A 16202-nucleotide genomic window follows, 5' to 3' on the forward strand; every position below is an offset into this window, starting at 1 on the left:
CTACTCCTTCACCTGTCGAACGGTGTCGATCACGCTGCCATCACGGTAGCGGATCACCCCGACGATCTTGTCGGTAAATTCAATCGGTTTGGGCACGCCCGTCAGGGAAATCGCCCGTTCGTAAAGCGCGTTGATATCCACAACCTTCAGCCCGGCGTCCAGCAGCCGCTCGCGGATCTCCGGGCGCGCCGGGTTGACCGCAATGCCGTGATCGGTAACCAGCACGTCGATGCTTTCGCCCGGCGTGAGGCGCGTGGTGACTCGCTTCACGACCGTCGGAATGCGGCTGCGCAACAGTGGCGCGACCACAATGGTCAGGTTCGCTGCGGCGGCCACGTCGCAGTGCCCGCCGGAGGCGCCGCGCATCACGCCGTCGGAACCGGTGATGACGTTGACGTTGAAATCAACGTCGATCTCCAGCGCACTGAGGATCACCACGTCGAGCTGATCGCAGCTTGCCGCCTTACTGCCCGGGTTGGCGTAAACGTTGGTGGAGATTTCCACGTGGTTCGGGTTGCGCGCCAGCGATGCTGCTGCCTGGCCGTCAAAGCACTGGGTGTCCAGCAGCTTTTCGATCAGCCCTTTTTCGTGCAGATCCACCAGGCTGCCGGTGATGCCGCCGAGCGCAAAACGTGCCTTCACGCCGCTGCGCTCCATCTTCTCTTCCATAAAGCGCGTGCAGGCGGTGGCCGCCGCGCCGGAGCCGGTCTGCATCGAGAAGCCTGGTTTGAAGTAGCCGGAGTGTTCAATCACATCTGCCGCATAACGGGCAATCATCAGCTCGCGCGGATTGCTGGTGACGCGCGCCGCGCCGACGCTAATTTTCGCCGGATCGCCCACGCTCTCGACCTGCACAATGTAGTCCACCTGGTCCTGCACCAGACTGGCGGGCATATTGGGGAACGGCACTAGCTCTTCGGTCAGCAGTACTACCTTGCTGGCAAAGTGCGCGTCCACCATGGCGTAGCCCAGCGAGCCGCAGCTCGATTTGCCGTGCGTGCCGTTGGCATTGCCGAACTCATCGCTGCATGGCACGCCAAGAAACGCCACGTCGATGTTCAGCTCGCCGTCCTGCAACAGCTTCACGCGCCCACCGTGGGAGTGAATTTGCACCGGCTCGTCCATCAGGCCGTGAGAGATGGCATCCGCCAGCTTGCCGCGCATTCCGGAAGTATAAATCCGGGTGATCACGCCGCGTTCAATATGTTCAATCAACGCATCGTTGCAGGTCATCAGTGAGCTGGAGGCCAGGGTCAGGTTTTTGAACCCCATCTTCGCCAACAGTGCCACGACGGTGTTAATCACCCTGTCACCTTCGCGAAACGCATGGTGGAAGGAGATGGTCATCCCGTCCTGCAAGCCGCTACGTAACACGGCCTCTTCAATGGAAGCACACAGTTTACGGGTATGTTTTTCTTCTGGATTGCTCAGCCACGGCGTCGCGCTGTGGGCGGTATCAAACGGTTTTAAGTCCCGCAGATGGGGAAAATTCACATGGAGCAGTTCTGTCTGATTCATTATCTCATCCTTAACGACGCACGCCGGAAGCCGCCGCGCGTTCCAGCACCACCTGCGCGTGGTTAATAATCGGTGCATCCACCATTTTGCCGTTGAGCGACACCACGCCCAGCCCGTTGCGCTCGCCCTCTTCTGCCGCTTCAATCACCCGCTTCGCGTGATCCACCTCTTCCTGCGTCGGGGCATAAGCGTTATGCAGCAGGTCGATCTGGCGCGGGTTAATCAGCGATTTGCCGTTAAAGCCCATCCTGCGGATCAGATCGACCTCGCGCAGGAACCCGGCCTCGTCGTTAACGTCTGACCACACCACGTCGAAGGCGTCGATGCCTGCCGCACGAGCGGCGTGCAGCACGGCACAGCGGGCGTAGAACAGCTCGGTGCCGTCGCCGCGCTCGGTCTGCATATCCATCACGTAGTCAAAGGCGGCCAGCGCGATACCGATCAAGCGCGGAGAGCTGCGGGCAATTGCCACGGCGTTAATCACACCAATGGCTGACTCTATGGCCGCCATCACACGGGTAGAACCGACCTCGCGCCCGCATTCTTGCTCAATGCGCTCCAGGTGGCCTTCCAGTTCGTAGATGTCATCCGGAGTATCGGTTTTCGGCAGACGGATCACGTCCACGCCAGCCCGCACGGCGGCTTCCAGATCCAGCAAGCCAAACGGCGTGCTCAGCGGGTTAATGCGCACCACGGTTTCGATATCCTGGTACATCGGGTGCTGCAACGCGTGGAACACCAGCATGCGGGCGGTGTCTTTCTCGCGCAGAGCGACGGCGTCTTCAAGGTCAAACATGATGGAGTCAGGACGGTAGATAAACGCGGTTGAGAGCATGGCGGCGTTAGCACCAGGCAGGAACAGCATGCTGCGACGGAGTTTGCTCATTTCAGCGCCCCCCAGTTGATAGCCTGTTCATCCGCAGCACGCAGGAGTGCGCTCTGCAGGCGGGCGCGGATCACACAGTCCAGCGCCCCTTTATCTTCAATAATGATTAATCCCTGGTGCACGTTCATAGCGCGCAATGTGTCGTTGACCACCTGGCGGATCTGCTCGCCAAACTGCTTAATCACTTCACTGTGGATGACAACCTCCAGCTCGCCGTGAGCGGGAGCGATTTTCACCATCAGGTCGCTGGACTCCTGTGTTCCGGCCAGCGCCTCCCTAACAATTTTCATGATAAATTCCTGGTAATTAAGCGACTTCCGCACTCGCACGGTAATGCGTTTCGAGATGCGCGAAGGTGGAGTCCGGAACAATCTCCCGGATCCGGGAAAACTGCTGTGTCTTGAGTAAGCGGCGTACTTCTGACGCCGAAATAGCGTTACCGGTGGCCTTGATGCGCGGCATCTCCACCACCTCGATATGCGTGGCCAGCAGGTCGTGCAGCGTCTGGTTGTACTGACGGGTGATATCGCAAAATGGCTCCGAGCCAATAAAGCGATGGGTAATCCCCAGCGCCGGGGCGATGAAGTCCCGGAAGATCAGCACGTCGATTTCGCTCCACGCCTGCTGCACTTTGCCGGTCTCCTTCAGGAAATAGGCCGGAAATGTGGCGCGGGAGATGATGTACTGCGAGCCTTCATGCACCACCACGTTCGGCAGATGCGCCACGCCCGCCCGCACCATCTCGATGCGTGCGCAGAAGGGGAAGAACGAGGCGTCTTCGCGCACCACGAACAGATGCAGGGCATCGCACTGCTGCGCCGCCTGCTCCACCAGATGACGATGGCCGAGGGTGAACGGATTGGCGTTCATTACGATCGCGCCAATGTTCTCCCCGCACTTGCGCTTCGCGCGCAGAGATCGGCAGTAGCGTTCGATCCCCTGCGGGGTGTTCTCCATCAGTACAGCGTTGTTGCCGCTCTGGGCAATCGGCCAGAAACCGCTGCGGGCAAAGCGCTCCCTGTTGCACGGGCGGGTGCAGAGGAAGAGGTGAAAATGGCCGCGCTCCAGCGCCACATTTTGCACCTCTGCCAGCAGGCGCGCGCTGAGGTTCTCCCCACGAAGCTGCTCGTTTACGGCCACACACTTGATGACGTTTGCGGCGAGCCCGACACAACCCACTAACTGCGTGCCGGACCAGGCTTCGACAAACAGCTCAATGTCGTTGTCCAGGCCAAGGCCGCTGTCTGCCAGCAGGTAACGGATCTGGCTTAAGCGTTCCGGGTGTTTCGCCACGAGGGTGTGGCGAAAATCAATGGGTTGCGATTGCATACTGCCGCCTTACTTAATGTGCTGCCGCAAGCGTGGTCGCTGGCGCTTCCATGATCACGTTACTCAGATGGCCGATATGTTCGATCTCCACCTCAATGCGATCTCCCTCTTTCATAAACAGCGGTGGGTTGCGCTTTTTACCGACGCCACCCGGGGAGCCGGTGATGATCACATCGCCCGGGCTCAGTCGGGTGAAAGTGCTGATGTACTCGATCAGTTCCGCGACCTTGTGGATCATGCTGCTGGTGTTGTCTTCCTGCACCATGCGGCCATTCAGCCAGGTGCGGATCGCTAACTGGTGTGGGTCAGGAATTTCATCCGCTGTGGCCATCCACGGACCGAACGCCCCGGTCTGACGCCAGTTCTTCCCGGCGGTAAACCAGGTGTGCTGCCAGTCGCGGGCGGAACCGTCCATGTAGCAGCTGTAACCGGCCACGTGGCGCAGGGCGTCGTCGCGGCTGATGTTCTCCCCGCCTTTACCAATAATCACCGCCAGCTCGCCTTCGTAGTCGAACTCGCTGGAGTGGCGCGGTTTCAGCACCGGCTCGTTGTGGCCGGTCTGGGAATCCGGGAAGCGGACAAACAGCGTTGGCGCCGGGTTGTGCTGGTCGAACTCCTTGCGTTTGTCGGCATAGTTCATGCCCACGCAGAGGATTTTTTCCGGCTGTTCAATCACCGGTAAAAAGGTGATGGCGCTCATCGGCACATCCACGGCATCGTTGAGATAACGGGTGGCCTGTGCCAGCCCGTTCCCCTGCAACAGCGCTTTAAGGTCGCTGTAGCGGTCGCCCAGACGGCGACCTAAATCAATCACACCTTCGGCCTGCACGATGCCGTAGCTGCGTTTACCCTGGTATAAAAAGCTTGCGAGTTTCATTGTTCTTTCCTGAAAACTTAAACGAGGAAGTTGCCCAGTATCAGCAGTGAGACAGAGACGTTAATCGCGCCGCCAATACGGGTGGCAATCTGGGCGAATGGCATCAGGCTCATGCGGTTGCCTGCGGTCAGGATCGCCACGTCACCGGTACCGCCCTGGCCGCTCTGGCAGCAAGAGACGATGGCGACATCAATCGGGTGCATCCCAATCTTTTTACCGACGAAGAACCCGGTTGCGACCAGCGCAGAGACGGTGCTCACAATCACCAGCAGGTTGCTGATGGTGAACGCAGCCACCAGCTCGTGCCACGGGGTGATCGCCACGCCAACGGCGAAGAGAATCGGGTAAGTCACTGAGGTCTGGAAGAATTTGTACACCACCTGAGAACCTTCCAGCAGACGCGGAGAAGCACCGTTGCACAGCTTCACCAGCACTGCCATAAACAACATGCCAACCGGCGCAGGCAGGCCAATCAGCTTGTGACCGAGCATCCCGAGCATGTAGAGCAACACCGCCAGCAGCGCGCCAGACGCAATCGTGGTGACATCCGCTTTACCGGAGAAGGCAGGTTGAGAAACGGTGGCATCCGCATTCGCGCGGTTTGGCATCAGCTGGCCTTCACCGGTCAGGTGCGGGTAGCGTTTACCGAGCTGGTTCAGGCAGCCAGAGATAATGATCGCCGTCAGACCACCGAGCATGACCATCGGCAGCACGCGGCCGAGCGCAACGCCCTGGTCCATATGCAGCAAGGTGGCATAACCAATCGAAAGAGGAATGGCCCCTTCGCCTACGCCGCCGGCCATGATTGGCAGAATAATGAAGAAGAAGATCTGGAAAGGTTCAAGACCCAGCGCCAGGCCAACGCCCATCCCGACAATCATGCCGACGATTTCACCGCACAGCATCGGGAAGAAGATGCGCAGGAAGCCCTGAATCAGCACCGTACGGTTCATGCTCATGATGCTGCCGACAATAATGCAGCAGATGTAGAGATAGAGAATGTTGGTGGATTTGTAGAACTTGGTTGTGGATTCGACCACCACGTCCGGCAGCAGGCCATAATAGACCAGCGCAGACGGGATAAAGGTGGCACAAATCGCCGCCGCACCCAGCTTGCCGACAATCGGCAGGCGTTTGCCAAACTCACCGCAGGCAAAGCCGAAGAACGCCAGCGTCGCCACCATCACCACGATATCGCTTGGCAGTTTTCCGCCCAGACAGTCAATGGTAATCAGCGCGCCCGCCAGGACAAACAGTGGCAGAGGAATAATCCCGACTTTCCAGGTATCCATAATATGCCACCAGCGCTCCTTGAGCGATGGCCGCTGAATATCAATCGGGTCGTGGGTAACAGAGAAAGAGTCGTCAGTTGTGCTCATAATAAGCCCCTTGGTTATTTTGTGCGTTCAGCTTAAAGTCACAAAGGCTTACTTTATGTGAGGAATGGCATATTAAAACCGAAGTTTTAATGGCAGCTATGGTTTTAATGGTTTCTTTTATTTAGTGTGATTTATGCCTTATTAATTGCCGTGGTTTTTATGGTTTCTTTTCTAAATTGAACAAACAAATAACATTTATGAATTTCGTTTCAGGGCGATAAACCTTTCAGATAAATCTTTTACAGGCCGTGCTGTGCAAGGGATCACAAGTTTTCGGCAAACCGGGGGCTGGCGCGAAAAAAGATGATATATTGGCGCTTCTCATTGATACCCTGCGTGATAGTTATGAAAGTATCGTTTCAGATCAAGCTGTTTATTTCGCTGGTAGCCTTTTTCTCAGTGCTATTTACTTTACTGGGGGGATATTATTATGTCGACGTTGGCAGGCAGCTTTATCAGGAAATGAGTGCGCGCGCTAAAATACAAGCAGAAGAAATTGCGCTTATTCCGACTTTACGAAATGAAGTCGAACAAAAAGATATCAAGTCAATCCATGACTTTATGCAAAAAATAGCCGCTCACAGTGATGCCAGTTTTATTGTGATTGGCGATAACAAAGGGCAGCATCTGTTCCATTCCGTGTTTGCTGACCGGGTAGGCACAACGCTTGTTGGCGGCGATAACGAAGAAGTGCTGATGGGGAAAAGCACCACCACCATTCGCAAAGGCGGGCTGGGCATTTCTCTGCGCAGCAAAGCGCCCATCTTTAACGATGCCGGGCAGGTGGTGGGGATTGTTTCGGTGGGGTATCTCACCAGCTATCTCGACACCATTACCGTAAATAAGGTCGTCAATATCCTTATTGCCGCAGTGCTGCTGCTCATCGCCCTGTTTATCTTCTCGTGGTTTTTCACCCGCAGCATAAAGAAACAGATTTTCTCCCTGGAGCCACGCGAAATCGGCCTGCTGGTGCGCCAGCAAAAAGCGATGATGGAGTCCATTTATGAAGGGGTGATCGCCATCGATGATGACCTGCGCATTGAAGTGATCAACCAGGCAGCCAGAAAACTGCTGGGGTTAAGCCAGCCCGCCCGTGAACTGCGCGGCCAGCTGATTAGCCAGGTTATCGATCCTGTTCCCTTCTTCGCTCAACAAACCATGCTGGCGAAAGACACCCACGATGAGATCTGTCGCTTTAACGATCTCACCGTGATCGCCAGCCGGGTCCGGATCATGCTGGAAAATTCGCTTCAGGGCTGGGTTATCACCTTCCGCGATCGCAATGAGATAGACACCCTGAGCGCCCAGCTCAGCCAGGTAAAACGCTATGTCGATAACCTGCGTATTATGCGCCATGAGCAGCTTAATCGCATGACCACGCTCTCTGGCCTGCTGCATATGGGCCGCTATGAAGAAGCTATTGGCTACATTCAGGCGCAATCGGAACACGCTCAGGAGCTGCTGGACTTTATTTCATCCCGCTTTAGCTCACCCACGCTGTGCGGCCTGTTGCTGGGTAAAACAGCCCGAGCACGTGAAAAAGGGGTCGAGCTGAATTTCGATCCAGCCTGTCGGATGGACACCGTGTTCCAGCCCCTGCACGAAGCCGAGCTGATCTCCATCATTGGTAATTTGCTGGATAACGCCATCGAAGCGACGCAACGTTCTGCGCTGCCGCACGCGCCGGTGGAGGTGTTGATCAAACTGAACGAACAGGAACTGATCATTGAAGTTGCCGATCAGGGCGTGGGTATCACACCGGAGATCCGCGACCGGATTTTTGAGCGCGGCATCACCACCAAAACACGCGGCGATCATGGTATTGGCCTGTACCTGATCGAAAGCTATGTCACGCAGGCTGGCGGCTCGATAGAAGTTGCCGATAACATGCCGCGTGGCGCAATTTTCTCATTGTTTATTCCCGCCACGGGAGCCGCCCGGCGTTCCGTACAGGAACTGGAAGATACCGATTATGCAACATGAACTTATCGACGTACTGATTGTTGAAGACGAGAGCGCGCTGGCACAGCTCCACGCCGAGCTTATCAGCAAACACCCGCGCCTGCGCCTGGTGGGTATTGCATCGTCCATGGCTGACGCGCAAGTGCAGCTCGAAAGCAAACAGCCGCAGCTGATGCTGCTGGATAACTACCTGCCCGACGGCAAAGGGATCACGCTTATCAGCAACCCAATGCTGACCCGTGCCAACTGCTCGGTGATTTTCATTACGGCGGCAAGCGACATGGATACGTGCAGTCAGGCCATTCGCAACGGCGCGTTTGATTACATTCTGAAGCCGGTGTCCTGGAAAAGGCTTAGCCAGTCGCTAGAACGCTTTGTGCAGTTCGCCGAACAACAGCGGGTCTGGAAGATTGTCGATCAACAAAACGTTGATTCACTGTATCAGCTCCAGGCCAAAAACTACCGCCAGGACAACGGCAGCAAAGGCATTGAGGAAAATACGCTGGCGCGGGTGCAGGCGCTGTTTAACGAGCAGGCCACACACTGTTTTTCAGTCGATGAGGTGGTACAGGAAACCGGGTTAAGTAAAACTACTACCCGGCGCTATCTGGAGCACTGTGTGGAAGCGGGGTTTCTGACGGTGGAGATGCTGTACGGCAAGATTGGGCATCCGAGGAGGATGTACAGGCGTAGTGCCGTTTGATGAAATGTGCCCTCTCCCACAGGGAGAGGGTTAGGGCGAGGGCAACAGCCTGCACTATCTCAACACATACCCATACAGCCGCTTGATCCCATCGGCATCCTTCTCGCTGTACACACCCTGTAGTTCCGGCGAGAAGCCCGGCAGCAGGTTAATGCCCTCCTCCAGCGCCAGGAAGTAACGCTGTACCGCCCCGCCCCAGATTTCACCCGGTACCACGCACAGTACGCCTGGCGGGTATGGCAGCGCCCCCTCGGCAGCAATGCGTCCTTCCGCATCTCGTATGCGCACCAGCTCTACGTTACCGCGAATATACGCCTGGTTGGCATCCTGCGGATTCATCACCACCTCCGGCAGGCTCTCCTTGCGGAACATCGCCTTCTGCAAATCCTTCACGTCGAAGCTGACGTAGAGATCGTGCATCTCCTGACACAGCTGTCGGAGCGTATAATCCCGATAGCGCACCGGGTATTTCTGGAAGATCGTCGGCAGCACGTCAGCCAGCGGCGTATCGTCTTCGATATGCTGTTCAAACTGCCCCAGCATCGCCACCAGCTGCGCCAGCTTCTCGCTGCTTTCGGCGGGCGTCAGCAGGAACAGGATCGAGTTGAGATCGCATTTCTCCGGCACGATGCCGTTTTCACGCAGGTAGTGCGCCAGAATCGTCGCCGGGATCCCGAAATCCGTGTACTCCCCCGTTTCTGCATCAATGCCCGGCGTGGTCAGCAGCAGCTTGCACGGGTCGACAAAGTACTGCTCGCGGGCATACCCCTCAAACCCGTGCCATTTGGCACCCGGTTCAAAGCTGAAGAAGCGCAGCTCACTGGCGATGGCATGTGTCGGATGATCCTGCCACGGCCGCCCCGCCACCACTGGTGGGATAAACGGTTTGATCATATGACAGTTGGCAATGATTGCCTTGCGCGCTTCAATACCCAGCTCGACGCACTCCGCCCACAGCCTGCGTCCGCTTTCCCCTTCGTGGATCTTGGCATTCACATCCAGCGCTGCGAACAGCGGATAAAATGGACTGGTGGAGGCATGCAGCATAAACGCATTGTTCAGCCTCTTGTGCGGACAGAAACGTGCCTGGCCGCGGATATGGTTATCCTTTTTATGGATCTGCGACGTTTGCGAGAACCCGGCCTGCTGTTTATGCACCGACTGGGTCACGAAAATGCCCGGATCGTTCTCGTTCAGCTCCAGTAACAGCGGGGATGTTTCCGCCATCATCGGAATAAATTGCTCGTAGCCCACCCAGGCTGAGTCAAAAAGGATGTAGTCACACAGATGACCGATCTTGTCGATCACCTGGCGGGCGTTGTAGATCGTCCCATCGTAGGTGCCAAGCTGAATGATCGCCAGGCGGAACGGACGCGCCTCGTCGGCTTTCTCCGGAGCCGTCTCGCGGATCAGGTCCCGCAAATAAGCGTCATTAAAGCAGTGCTCGTCAATCCCGCCAATAAAACCAAACGGGTTACGTGCAGCCTCCAGATAAACCGGCGTGGCCCCCGCCTGGATCAGCGCCCCGTGGTGGTTAGATTTATGGTTGTTGCGATCAAAAAGCACCAGGTCGCCGCGGGTCAACAGCGCGTTGGTCACGACCTTGTTGGCCGCCGACGTACCATTCAGCACAAAGTAGGTTTTATCCGCGTTGAACACTTTTGCCGCGAACTTTTGCGCGTGCTTAGCGGACCCTTCGTGGATCAAAAGATCGCCCAGTTTCACATCAGCATTGCACATATCGGCGCGGAACACGTTCTCCCCGAAGAAATCATAGAACTGCCGCCCTGCTGGGTGTTTTTTGAAAAATGCACCGTGCTGGTGTCCCGGGCAGGCAAAGGTGCAGTTGCCCATCTCCACATACTGGCTCAGGGTGTCGAAAAAGGGTGGCAACAGATTCTCTTCGTAACGGCTGGCAGCAGTTTCGAGTTCCAGAAACTCCTGAGCTTTTCCCGAGATAACCGCGGCCGCGCCATCCAGCACTTCCATTGGCTCTTGCGAGAAAATGAACACCGGTAACTGAAAGCCCGTACGTTTCAACAACGCAAGAATGCCGCTGCGACTGTCAGCCGTCGAAATAACGACTGCCGCCACATCGGTGAAATCAGTATTGTCCAGCGTCACCTTTTCACGGTGCGTAGACACAGAAGAGAGCAGCTCGCGGCTGACGGCGATTTTCATGGTTTTCATAAGCGCAGTTACCCTCACCGAGTGGTGAGACAGGGAGGAGAAAATTCGCGCAATAATGTCACCTTTTATTTTCAGGTGCAAGAAGGAATCATTATGCATTAAACCACCCAAAGCCAAGCGTAATGCAGCACTAACATGTCATAATCATGCAATACCAATGATTAAGTAACAGGAGTTAAGCGTGGTTATCGGGCCATTTATCAATGCGGGAGCCGTATTGCTGGGCGGTGTTCTCGGCGCAGTGTTGAGTCAGCGGTTGCCGGAGCGTATTCGCTCATCTATGCCTTCTATATTCGGTCTGGCGTCGTTAGGGATTGGCATTCTGCTGGTGATTAAGTGCGCCAACCTGCCGGTGATGGTGCTGGCGACCCTGCTCGGCGCGCTGATTGGCGAATTCTGCTATCTGGAAAAAGGCATTAACAGTGCGGTGAGTAGAGCAAAAAACCTGATTTCCCGACCAGGCGGCAAAGCGAAACACGGCACGCACGAGTCGTTTATTCAGAACTATGTAGCAATCATTATTCTGTTTTGCGCCAGCGGTACGGGGATTTTTGGTTCGATGCAGGAAGGGATGACTGGCGACCCGAGCATATTGATTGCGAAAGCGTTTCTCGATTTCTTCACCGCCACCATTTTCGCCACTACCCTTGGCGTCGCCGTTGCGGTGATTTGCGTCCCGATGCTGATAATCCAGCTGGCGCTCGCCACCTGCGCCACATTGATTCTCCCGCTGACAACGTCGGCGATGATGGCCGATTTCACTGCCGTTGGCGGACTGCTCCTGCTGGCAACCGGGTTGCGCATCTGCGGAATTAAGATGTTTGCCGTGGTGAATATGCTGCCCGCACTATTGATCGCCATGCCTCTCTCTGCGCTCTGGACGCACCTTTTCGCTTAAGTTTGCGGCGAAATGGTGAGAGATTGCGCAGTCTGTAACGAAAACAACAAATTTCGTTGACGACCGGGGGCAGATCGGGTTTAATGCGCCCCGTTGCCCGGATAGCTCAGTCGGTAGAGCAGGGGATTGAAAATCCCCGTGTCCTTGGTTCGATTCCGAGTCCGGGCACCAAATTCAGTATTAACGGACGTCGAAAGACGTCCGTTTTTCGTTTTAAGCCCCATCATCGCTTTCATTATCGTCGCAACCACCAGAATCATTTCATCCCGAGTTACCCGATCTTTTTCAGCAGTGCTTTCCACTTTGCTAATCATGTCTTCGACAATTCTACTTCTCCTGCAGTGCCTCCTTTCTGTTTGCCAAACCGAAGCTGTCATCACCTTTTTAAGGCGTTACAGGGGGAGATTTTTGCTCCGCAAATAACTGAGTCGCCCCGTTCAAATGACGCTGAATTTGCTGTTGCGTAACCAGTGCGGCATCGCCCTGCTGGCCCTGCATCACACGAAGTTGCTCCTCCAGAGGGATCGTCTGGTTAAAGCTGTTCATCATCTGGTAGACGCTGGATTTCAGTTCGCTGACGGTGATGTATTTGCCTTTCTGTCCGTCCAGCGTATTGAGCCTGTCGGCCAACACCTGAAGTTGCTGCATGCCTTCATGCCAGCCAGTTAATGCGCTTGCAGAGAGTTTGTTTTCGGCCTGCCGTTGTTGCCACTTCTGCTGTAGTTCAGCGACTTCGGGTTTCTGGGGCCACAGCACTTTTGCCTGTGCCAGCAACCCATTGCCATACTGATATATCCAGTCAGGAGGAAGTGCGGCCAGACTGTCCAGCTGCAATGATGCATTTTTCAGCCAGCCTGTAGGGTCAAGTTTGTCTTTATCAGATTGCTGAAGTGTCTGCACTTGAGCACTGCTCAGCGCCTGAGGAAGAGGAGCCACCGAAGCTGCAAGCGCATCCGTAGCCTCATCTACCCTGGATATATAGTGCCAGCCAGTGAGTGCAATAGAACTCAACACCAATGCGGAACAGACCCCCGCCAGAAACACCGGCCAGCGCTTCGGCTGCGGTGTTGCCGCATGCACGACCTGCACATTCAACTCTGGCTCAGGACGAATAACGTACACCAGGCGGCTGGCAGAAGAGGGTTTTTCCAGGGCCGATTCCGCGACCAGCGCCTGTGGTGGCAGCGTCACCGCCTGCAGTCCACTGTCTTGTGCCGAGCTGTTTTCAAGACGTGTCAACGCACCTTGTATCTGCTGCATCAGCGGCGCAGTCAGGCAGACATGTTTCAGCTCCTGACGCACCAAAATATCATTGACGGATCGTAGCAGCCCTTCTGTCTGCACTAGCGCAGACAAATCACCATGATCGAGTGAAAATGTGCGAAAAAGCTTCTGCAAGCGCTGCAAAAGCCCGTTGAGGATTTCTGCGCGAGCATGAATCGGTTGCGGCCAGAACTGCGCCCATTGATGGCTCAGCAGGGCACTCAGGATAGCCAGCCCTTCATTCAGGCCATTGATACGGGCCAGGTGGCTACGTGCAAGCGTATACCACGCACCGGTCTGTAACTCGACGCCATTTAGCTCAAATAATGAGAGCGATAGCGCCTCCACCTGCGACCAGTTCACGTCGGGACGTGCCGGATGTGTGAGTTTGGCCATCTCATCGCGCAGCGCAATGAAATCAGGTAGCTGACGTGGGTCACTGCCGGTTTTCACCGGGCGAGGTTGAACATCGTGCATAGTGGTTCCATCCCTGAGGATAAGCAGAAAGCGAGGTCTACTCTGGTAGCAGGACGCTAATCATGTCGAAAAATGCATTTTCACTGAATACCGTTCGGGGAGTCGCCGGGCGGCCAAATGTACTGAATGACCAGTTCGCATCCTCTCCCGAACGCATAAACAGGCGGTATAACGGCGTAATGCGACCTTCACTGCAAAGTGTCACTTCGATGCCCCCCGTCACACCCTGCCCGTACAAAAACACAGGGGTGAATTTCACCATTCGGTTTCCATAACGCAGAGCAATAGCGGGGACGGTGAAGGAATGGTTGCCCGCAAAGGCGTCAAGAACCGACACCGGCATCGTTTCAATGTTGATGCCCGTCCCGGAGAGCCAGCTTTCCATTGTTTCCTGAAGCTGGTTCATTCGCTCACAAAACTCGGCAATATCGGCCTGACTTTTGCTGTCAAAAACGCGGCTGCGGGGCTGCTCCTGCAGTTTTTTCATAAATCGTGCTTTGGCTGACATACTTTCCCTGTGGTTTTCGTCAGATAAATGAGCCCTGTATATGGGATTTGGTATCGAGATAATTCTGCTGTTTGAGGTGGCGAATCAGCACTCGCCCTTCCGGCATAAACTCCGTGCCGTAGCGGACAAGGCCGATGCCTTTTAGCTCGGCATCAATGGCGTAACGCAATTCGCCGGGGATTTCCTGGTCAAGCAGAATGACATTGATACTTTTCAGGCGCGGTTCGTATTTGAGTAGCACATCGGAAAAGGTTTTGAGTAACTGATGTGCAGTGCCCGGCATACCTTGCAGGATTTTGGTCATATCCGGCAGACCGTAGTCTGGCAAATGCGCCAGCGTCCCGGCACGGCAGTTGAGGATCCGCTGCATATTGTCGAGCACGGACAGAATCACCTGGTTTTGTTCATTGACCTGATGGAGATCGAGGCCTCCGGTGAAATTGCCGAATAGAGTTTCACAGAGCGAGGGGATATTATTTTGCATATTTATTACTATCTCTGATGATGAACTAAAAATGAAACAGCCCCAGGCGACAGGTTATTTTTTTCAATATACTCTTTACGTTCATCTTCTGCCAAACTGTTCCAGAAAGGTCCCCAATACACATCCCACCAGAATGCCAACTCTCCTTGCAAACTCCCGTAGGAATCAAGATCTAGATGAGGAAACACCTCATCTGGGGATGGTAGCTCTATTTTTAAATAAACCATTTCAGAAATAAAACCATTATCAGCTACAGCTCACTAATCAAAGGTAAAAAACCGAGATCAAGTAATCTAATTTCAATATCATTGGCCTTTGCGATATGCTCTTTATTAGAACCATAGAACATATCATTTGTGGACACATAATCGTACCTTTTTGTTTACCATGATCCATTACTGCAACAACTCTTGCTGCATCTGGAATCAATTCAGGGAAAACAATATGAGGTATATACAACATCCACCCGACGGACAGTCTGTCTGGAAATACACTCCTTCGCAGCACACTATAACCTTTTGAGTCAACACTCATATAAGAGCAGTCAAATAATGACACCAAGCGTGACATGAAAGAAAATAATCTTGTGAGTAACTCGCTTTCATTTTTAGGCACTACGCTCAACTCCACCGAAGCTCTATTTCTTTCATCATAGAACATTTTCCTATAAGAAATACCACAACTATGAGCATCATCGGCAGCATTCCAAACGCCATCAACAAAAAGTGGGTAATCGTTTTTATACCTACGCTCCCACTTCGCCCGTGTATTCTTACTTATATTTCCATCCTGAAATGCAATTTGATTCATTGCTTGTTTTCTGGAAAAACCTGTTTCATACCAATTATTTTTAGTTTGAAGCAGTTCATCAGTTTGCTTTATGATATGATTAAAATGTTCTATGACACCTGAAAACTGTATATCACCACTTTTATTTCGAAAATCAAAATTTATTATAAATCGTGTATCCATATCTATGGCTCCCATCGAACAATGATATCTTTCAAATTGAAAAATAATTTAGAAAAGTAGTAATAACTCATTGGCTGCATAAAAACCCAGACAACTTTCAATGGTTGATTAGTTGTTGCTACTGCCTGATGACGTCCCGCTTGATTAATAGCACTCTGATCTCCCCGCCACCACTCTTTCTTAGAACCATCAGCCCTAAAAAACTGATCATACCGTGCCTTAGCCTCCCAGAACTGGCAAAACATCTCCTTCCAGCCATCGAACGAAACACCGCAGTATTTGAATTCCTGAATCTGCTTCGTCTCCGGGTTGTAGAATGTGCCACAAATTCTTGTCTGGCAGTTTATGGTGACTTCACTCCAGCGGGAACAGCGTCTTACCATCGGCATAACTTTGCCGTCCGGCGGGCAGTTTTTGCAGGATTTTTCATCGGCTTTATCCTGCCCGCAGTCTTTGGAATCCACGCCCTCATAGCTGACCGCTTCTGAGTAGTCCATATCGTCTTCCCAGAAATCACCGTGAGTTTCGGCGCTGACAATCATCGGCTCCTGGAGAATAGAATCATACTTTTTACCCTGGTAGGTAAAACCACTATTTCCAGATGATGAACCACCTGCCGGAGTGGACATATCGTCATCATCCCAGCCATCATTATTTGTAGACGTTGAGCTCCCCGTGAACCTATTGCGCCACCAGCTGCACTATACCACCACCTATTACGCTGCCAACCATCAGTGCCTCCCTGGCGAATTTTAA

General features: G+C 54.0%; 15 protein-coding genes and 1 tRNA gene. 4 read left to right on the top strand and 12 right to left on the bottom strand.

Features of this window, described 5'->3' with window-relative positions:
* From citF to ACLHV9_RS20700, 6 genes are read right to left on the bottom strand one after another with little or no spacing between them, the layout of a single operon-like run.
* Entirely contained in the window at positions 1–1518 is a 1518-nt protein-coding gene (gene citF, locus ACLHV9_RS20675; protein WP_028018396.1) for a citrate lyase subunit alpha, read from the bottom strand.
* Between the two features lie 10 nt (positions 1519–1528).
* Positions 1529–2404, bottom strand: coding sequence for a citrate (pro-3S)-lyase subunit beta (gene citE, locus ACLHV9_RS20680; RefSeq protein WP_407221036.1), 876 nt, complete (start codon positions 2402–2404; stop codon positions 1529–1531).
* Positions 2401–2694 (bottom strand): citrate lyase acyl carrier protein, encoded by a 294-nt coding sequence (gene citD, locus ACLHV9_RS20685; RefSeq protein ID WP_025760234.1) that lies wholly within the window; start codon positions 2692–2694, stop codon positions 2401–2403. The genes citE and citD overlap by 4 nt, the downstream gene beginning before the upstream one ends.
* A 16-nt stretch (positions 2695–2710) precedes the next feature.
* Positions 2711–3733: a [citrate (pro-3S)-lyase] ligase gene (gene citC, locus ACLHV9_RS20690; RefSeq protein ID WP_028018398.1), complete on the bottom strand. Its 1023-nt coding sequence runs from the start codon at positions 3731–3733 to the stop codon at positions 2711–2713.
* A gap of 13 nt (positions 3734–3746) precedes the next feature.
* Positions 3747–4610, bottom strand: coding sequence for a fumarylacetoacetate hydrolase family protein (locus ACLHV9_RS20695; RefSeq protein WP_014071717.1), 864 nt, complete (start codon positions 4608–4610; stop codon positions 3747–3749).
* Positions 4611–4627: 17 nt separating this feature from the next.
* On the bottom strand, positions 4628–5989 hold the full coding sequence (locus ACLHV9_RS20700; protein WP_407221037.1) for a 2-hydroxycarboxylate transporter family protein: 1362 nt from the start codon (positions 5987–5989) through the stop codon (positions 4628–4630).
* Between the two features lie 345 nt (positions 5990–6334).
* Between ACLHV9_RS20700 and ACLHV9_RS20705 the strand changes: the two genes are divergently transcribed.
* Together ACLHV9_RS20705 and ACLHV9_RS20710 are read left to right on the top strand one after the other, a co-directional pair.
* The gene (locus tag ACLHV9_RS20705; protein ID WP_108090426.1) at positions 6335–7972 is read left to right on the top strand and encodes a sensor histidine kinase; all 1638 of its coding nucleotides are present in this window, start codon (positions 6335–6337) and stop codon (positions 7970–7972) included.
* Positions 7962–8654 carry a response regulator gene (locus ACLHV9_RS20710; protein WP_108090427.1) on the top strand — a complete coding sequence of 231 codons (693 nt, stop codon included), beginning with the start codon at positions 7962–7964 and terminating at the stop codon, positions 8652–8654. The genes ACLHV9_RS20705 and ACLHV9_RS20710 overlap by 11 nt, the downstream gene beginning before the upstream one ends.
* Before the next feature lie 54 nt (positions 8655–8708).
* Here the strand turns inward: ACLHV9_RS20710 and ACLHV9_RS20715 are convergent, their stop codons facing one another.
* Positions 8709–10844: an ornithine decarboxylase gene (locus ACLHV9_RS20715; protein WP_108090428.1), complete on the bottom strand. Its 2136-nt coding sequence runs from the start codon at positions 10842–10844 to the stop codon at positions 8709–8711.
* 181 nt (positions 10845–11025) lie between these two features.
* Between ACLHV9_RS20715 and ACLHV9_RS20720 the strand changes: the two genes are divergently transcribed.
* On the top strand, positions 11026–11742 hold the full coding sequence (locus ACLHV9_RS20720; protein ID WP_108090429.1) for a DUF554 domain-containing protein: 717 nt from the start codon (positions 11026–11028) through the stop codon (positions 11740–11742).
* Between the two features lie 95 nt (positions 11743–11837).
* A tRNA-Phe gene (locus ACLHV9_RS20725) sits at positions 11838–11913 on the top strand.
* 213 nt (positions 11914–12126) lie between these two features.
* On the opposite strand, the gene ACLHV9_RS20730 is transcribed toward ACLHV9_RS20725, so the two are convergent.
* The 5 genes from ACLHV9_RS20730 to ACLHV9_RS20750 all read right to left on the bottom strand — a co-directional run bounded on the left by ACLHV9_RS20730 (position 12127) and on the right by ACLHV9_RS20750 (position 16075).
* The gene (locus tag ACLHV9_RS20730; RefSeq protein WP_108090430.1) at positions 12127–13482 is read right to left on the bottom strand and encodes a VasL domain-containing protein; all 1356 of its coding nucleotides are present in this window, start codon (positions 13480–13482) and stop codon (positions 12127–12129) included.
* 37 nt (positions 13483–13519) lie between these two features.
* Positions 13520–13969 carry a hypothetical protein gene (locus tag ACLHV9_RS20735; protein ID WP_371128455.1) on the bottom strand — a complete coding sequence of 150 codons (450 nt, stop codon included), beginning with the start codon at positions 13967–13969 and terminating at the stop codon, positions 13520–13522.
* A 40-nt stretch (positions 13970–14009) separates the two neighbouring features.
* Positions 14010–14474, bottom strand: coding sequence for a type VI secretion system baseplate subunit TssE (gene tssE, locus ACLHV9_RS20740; RefSeq protein WP_371128456.1), 465 nt, complete (start codon positions 14472–14474; stop codon positions 14010–14012).
* A 264-nt stretch (positions 14475–14738) separates the two neighbouring features.
* A complete protein-coding gene (locus ACLHV9_RS20745) occupies positions 14739–15446 on the bottom strand; it encodes a hypothetical protein (RefSeq protein ID WP_407221038.1) in 708 nt (235 codons plus the stop codon).
* 2 nt (positions 15447–15448) lie between these two features.
* The gene (locus tag ACLHV9_RS20750) at positions 15449–16075 is read right to left on the bottom strand and encodes a Tox-REase-5 domain-containing protein (protein ID WP_108090434.1); all 627 of its coding nucleotides are present in this window, start codon (positions 16073–16075) and stop codon (positions 15449–15451) included.
* Positions 16076–16202 lie beyond the last annotated feature (127 nt).

The sequence above is a fragment of the Enterobacter sp. CPE_E890 genome (assembly GCF_046521475.1).
GTDB classification, from domain to species: domain Bacteria; phylum Pseudomonadota; class Gammaproteobacteria; order Enterobacterales; family Enterobacteriaceae; genus Enterobacter; species Enterobacter adelaidei.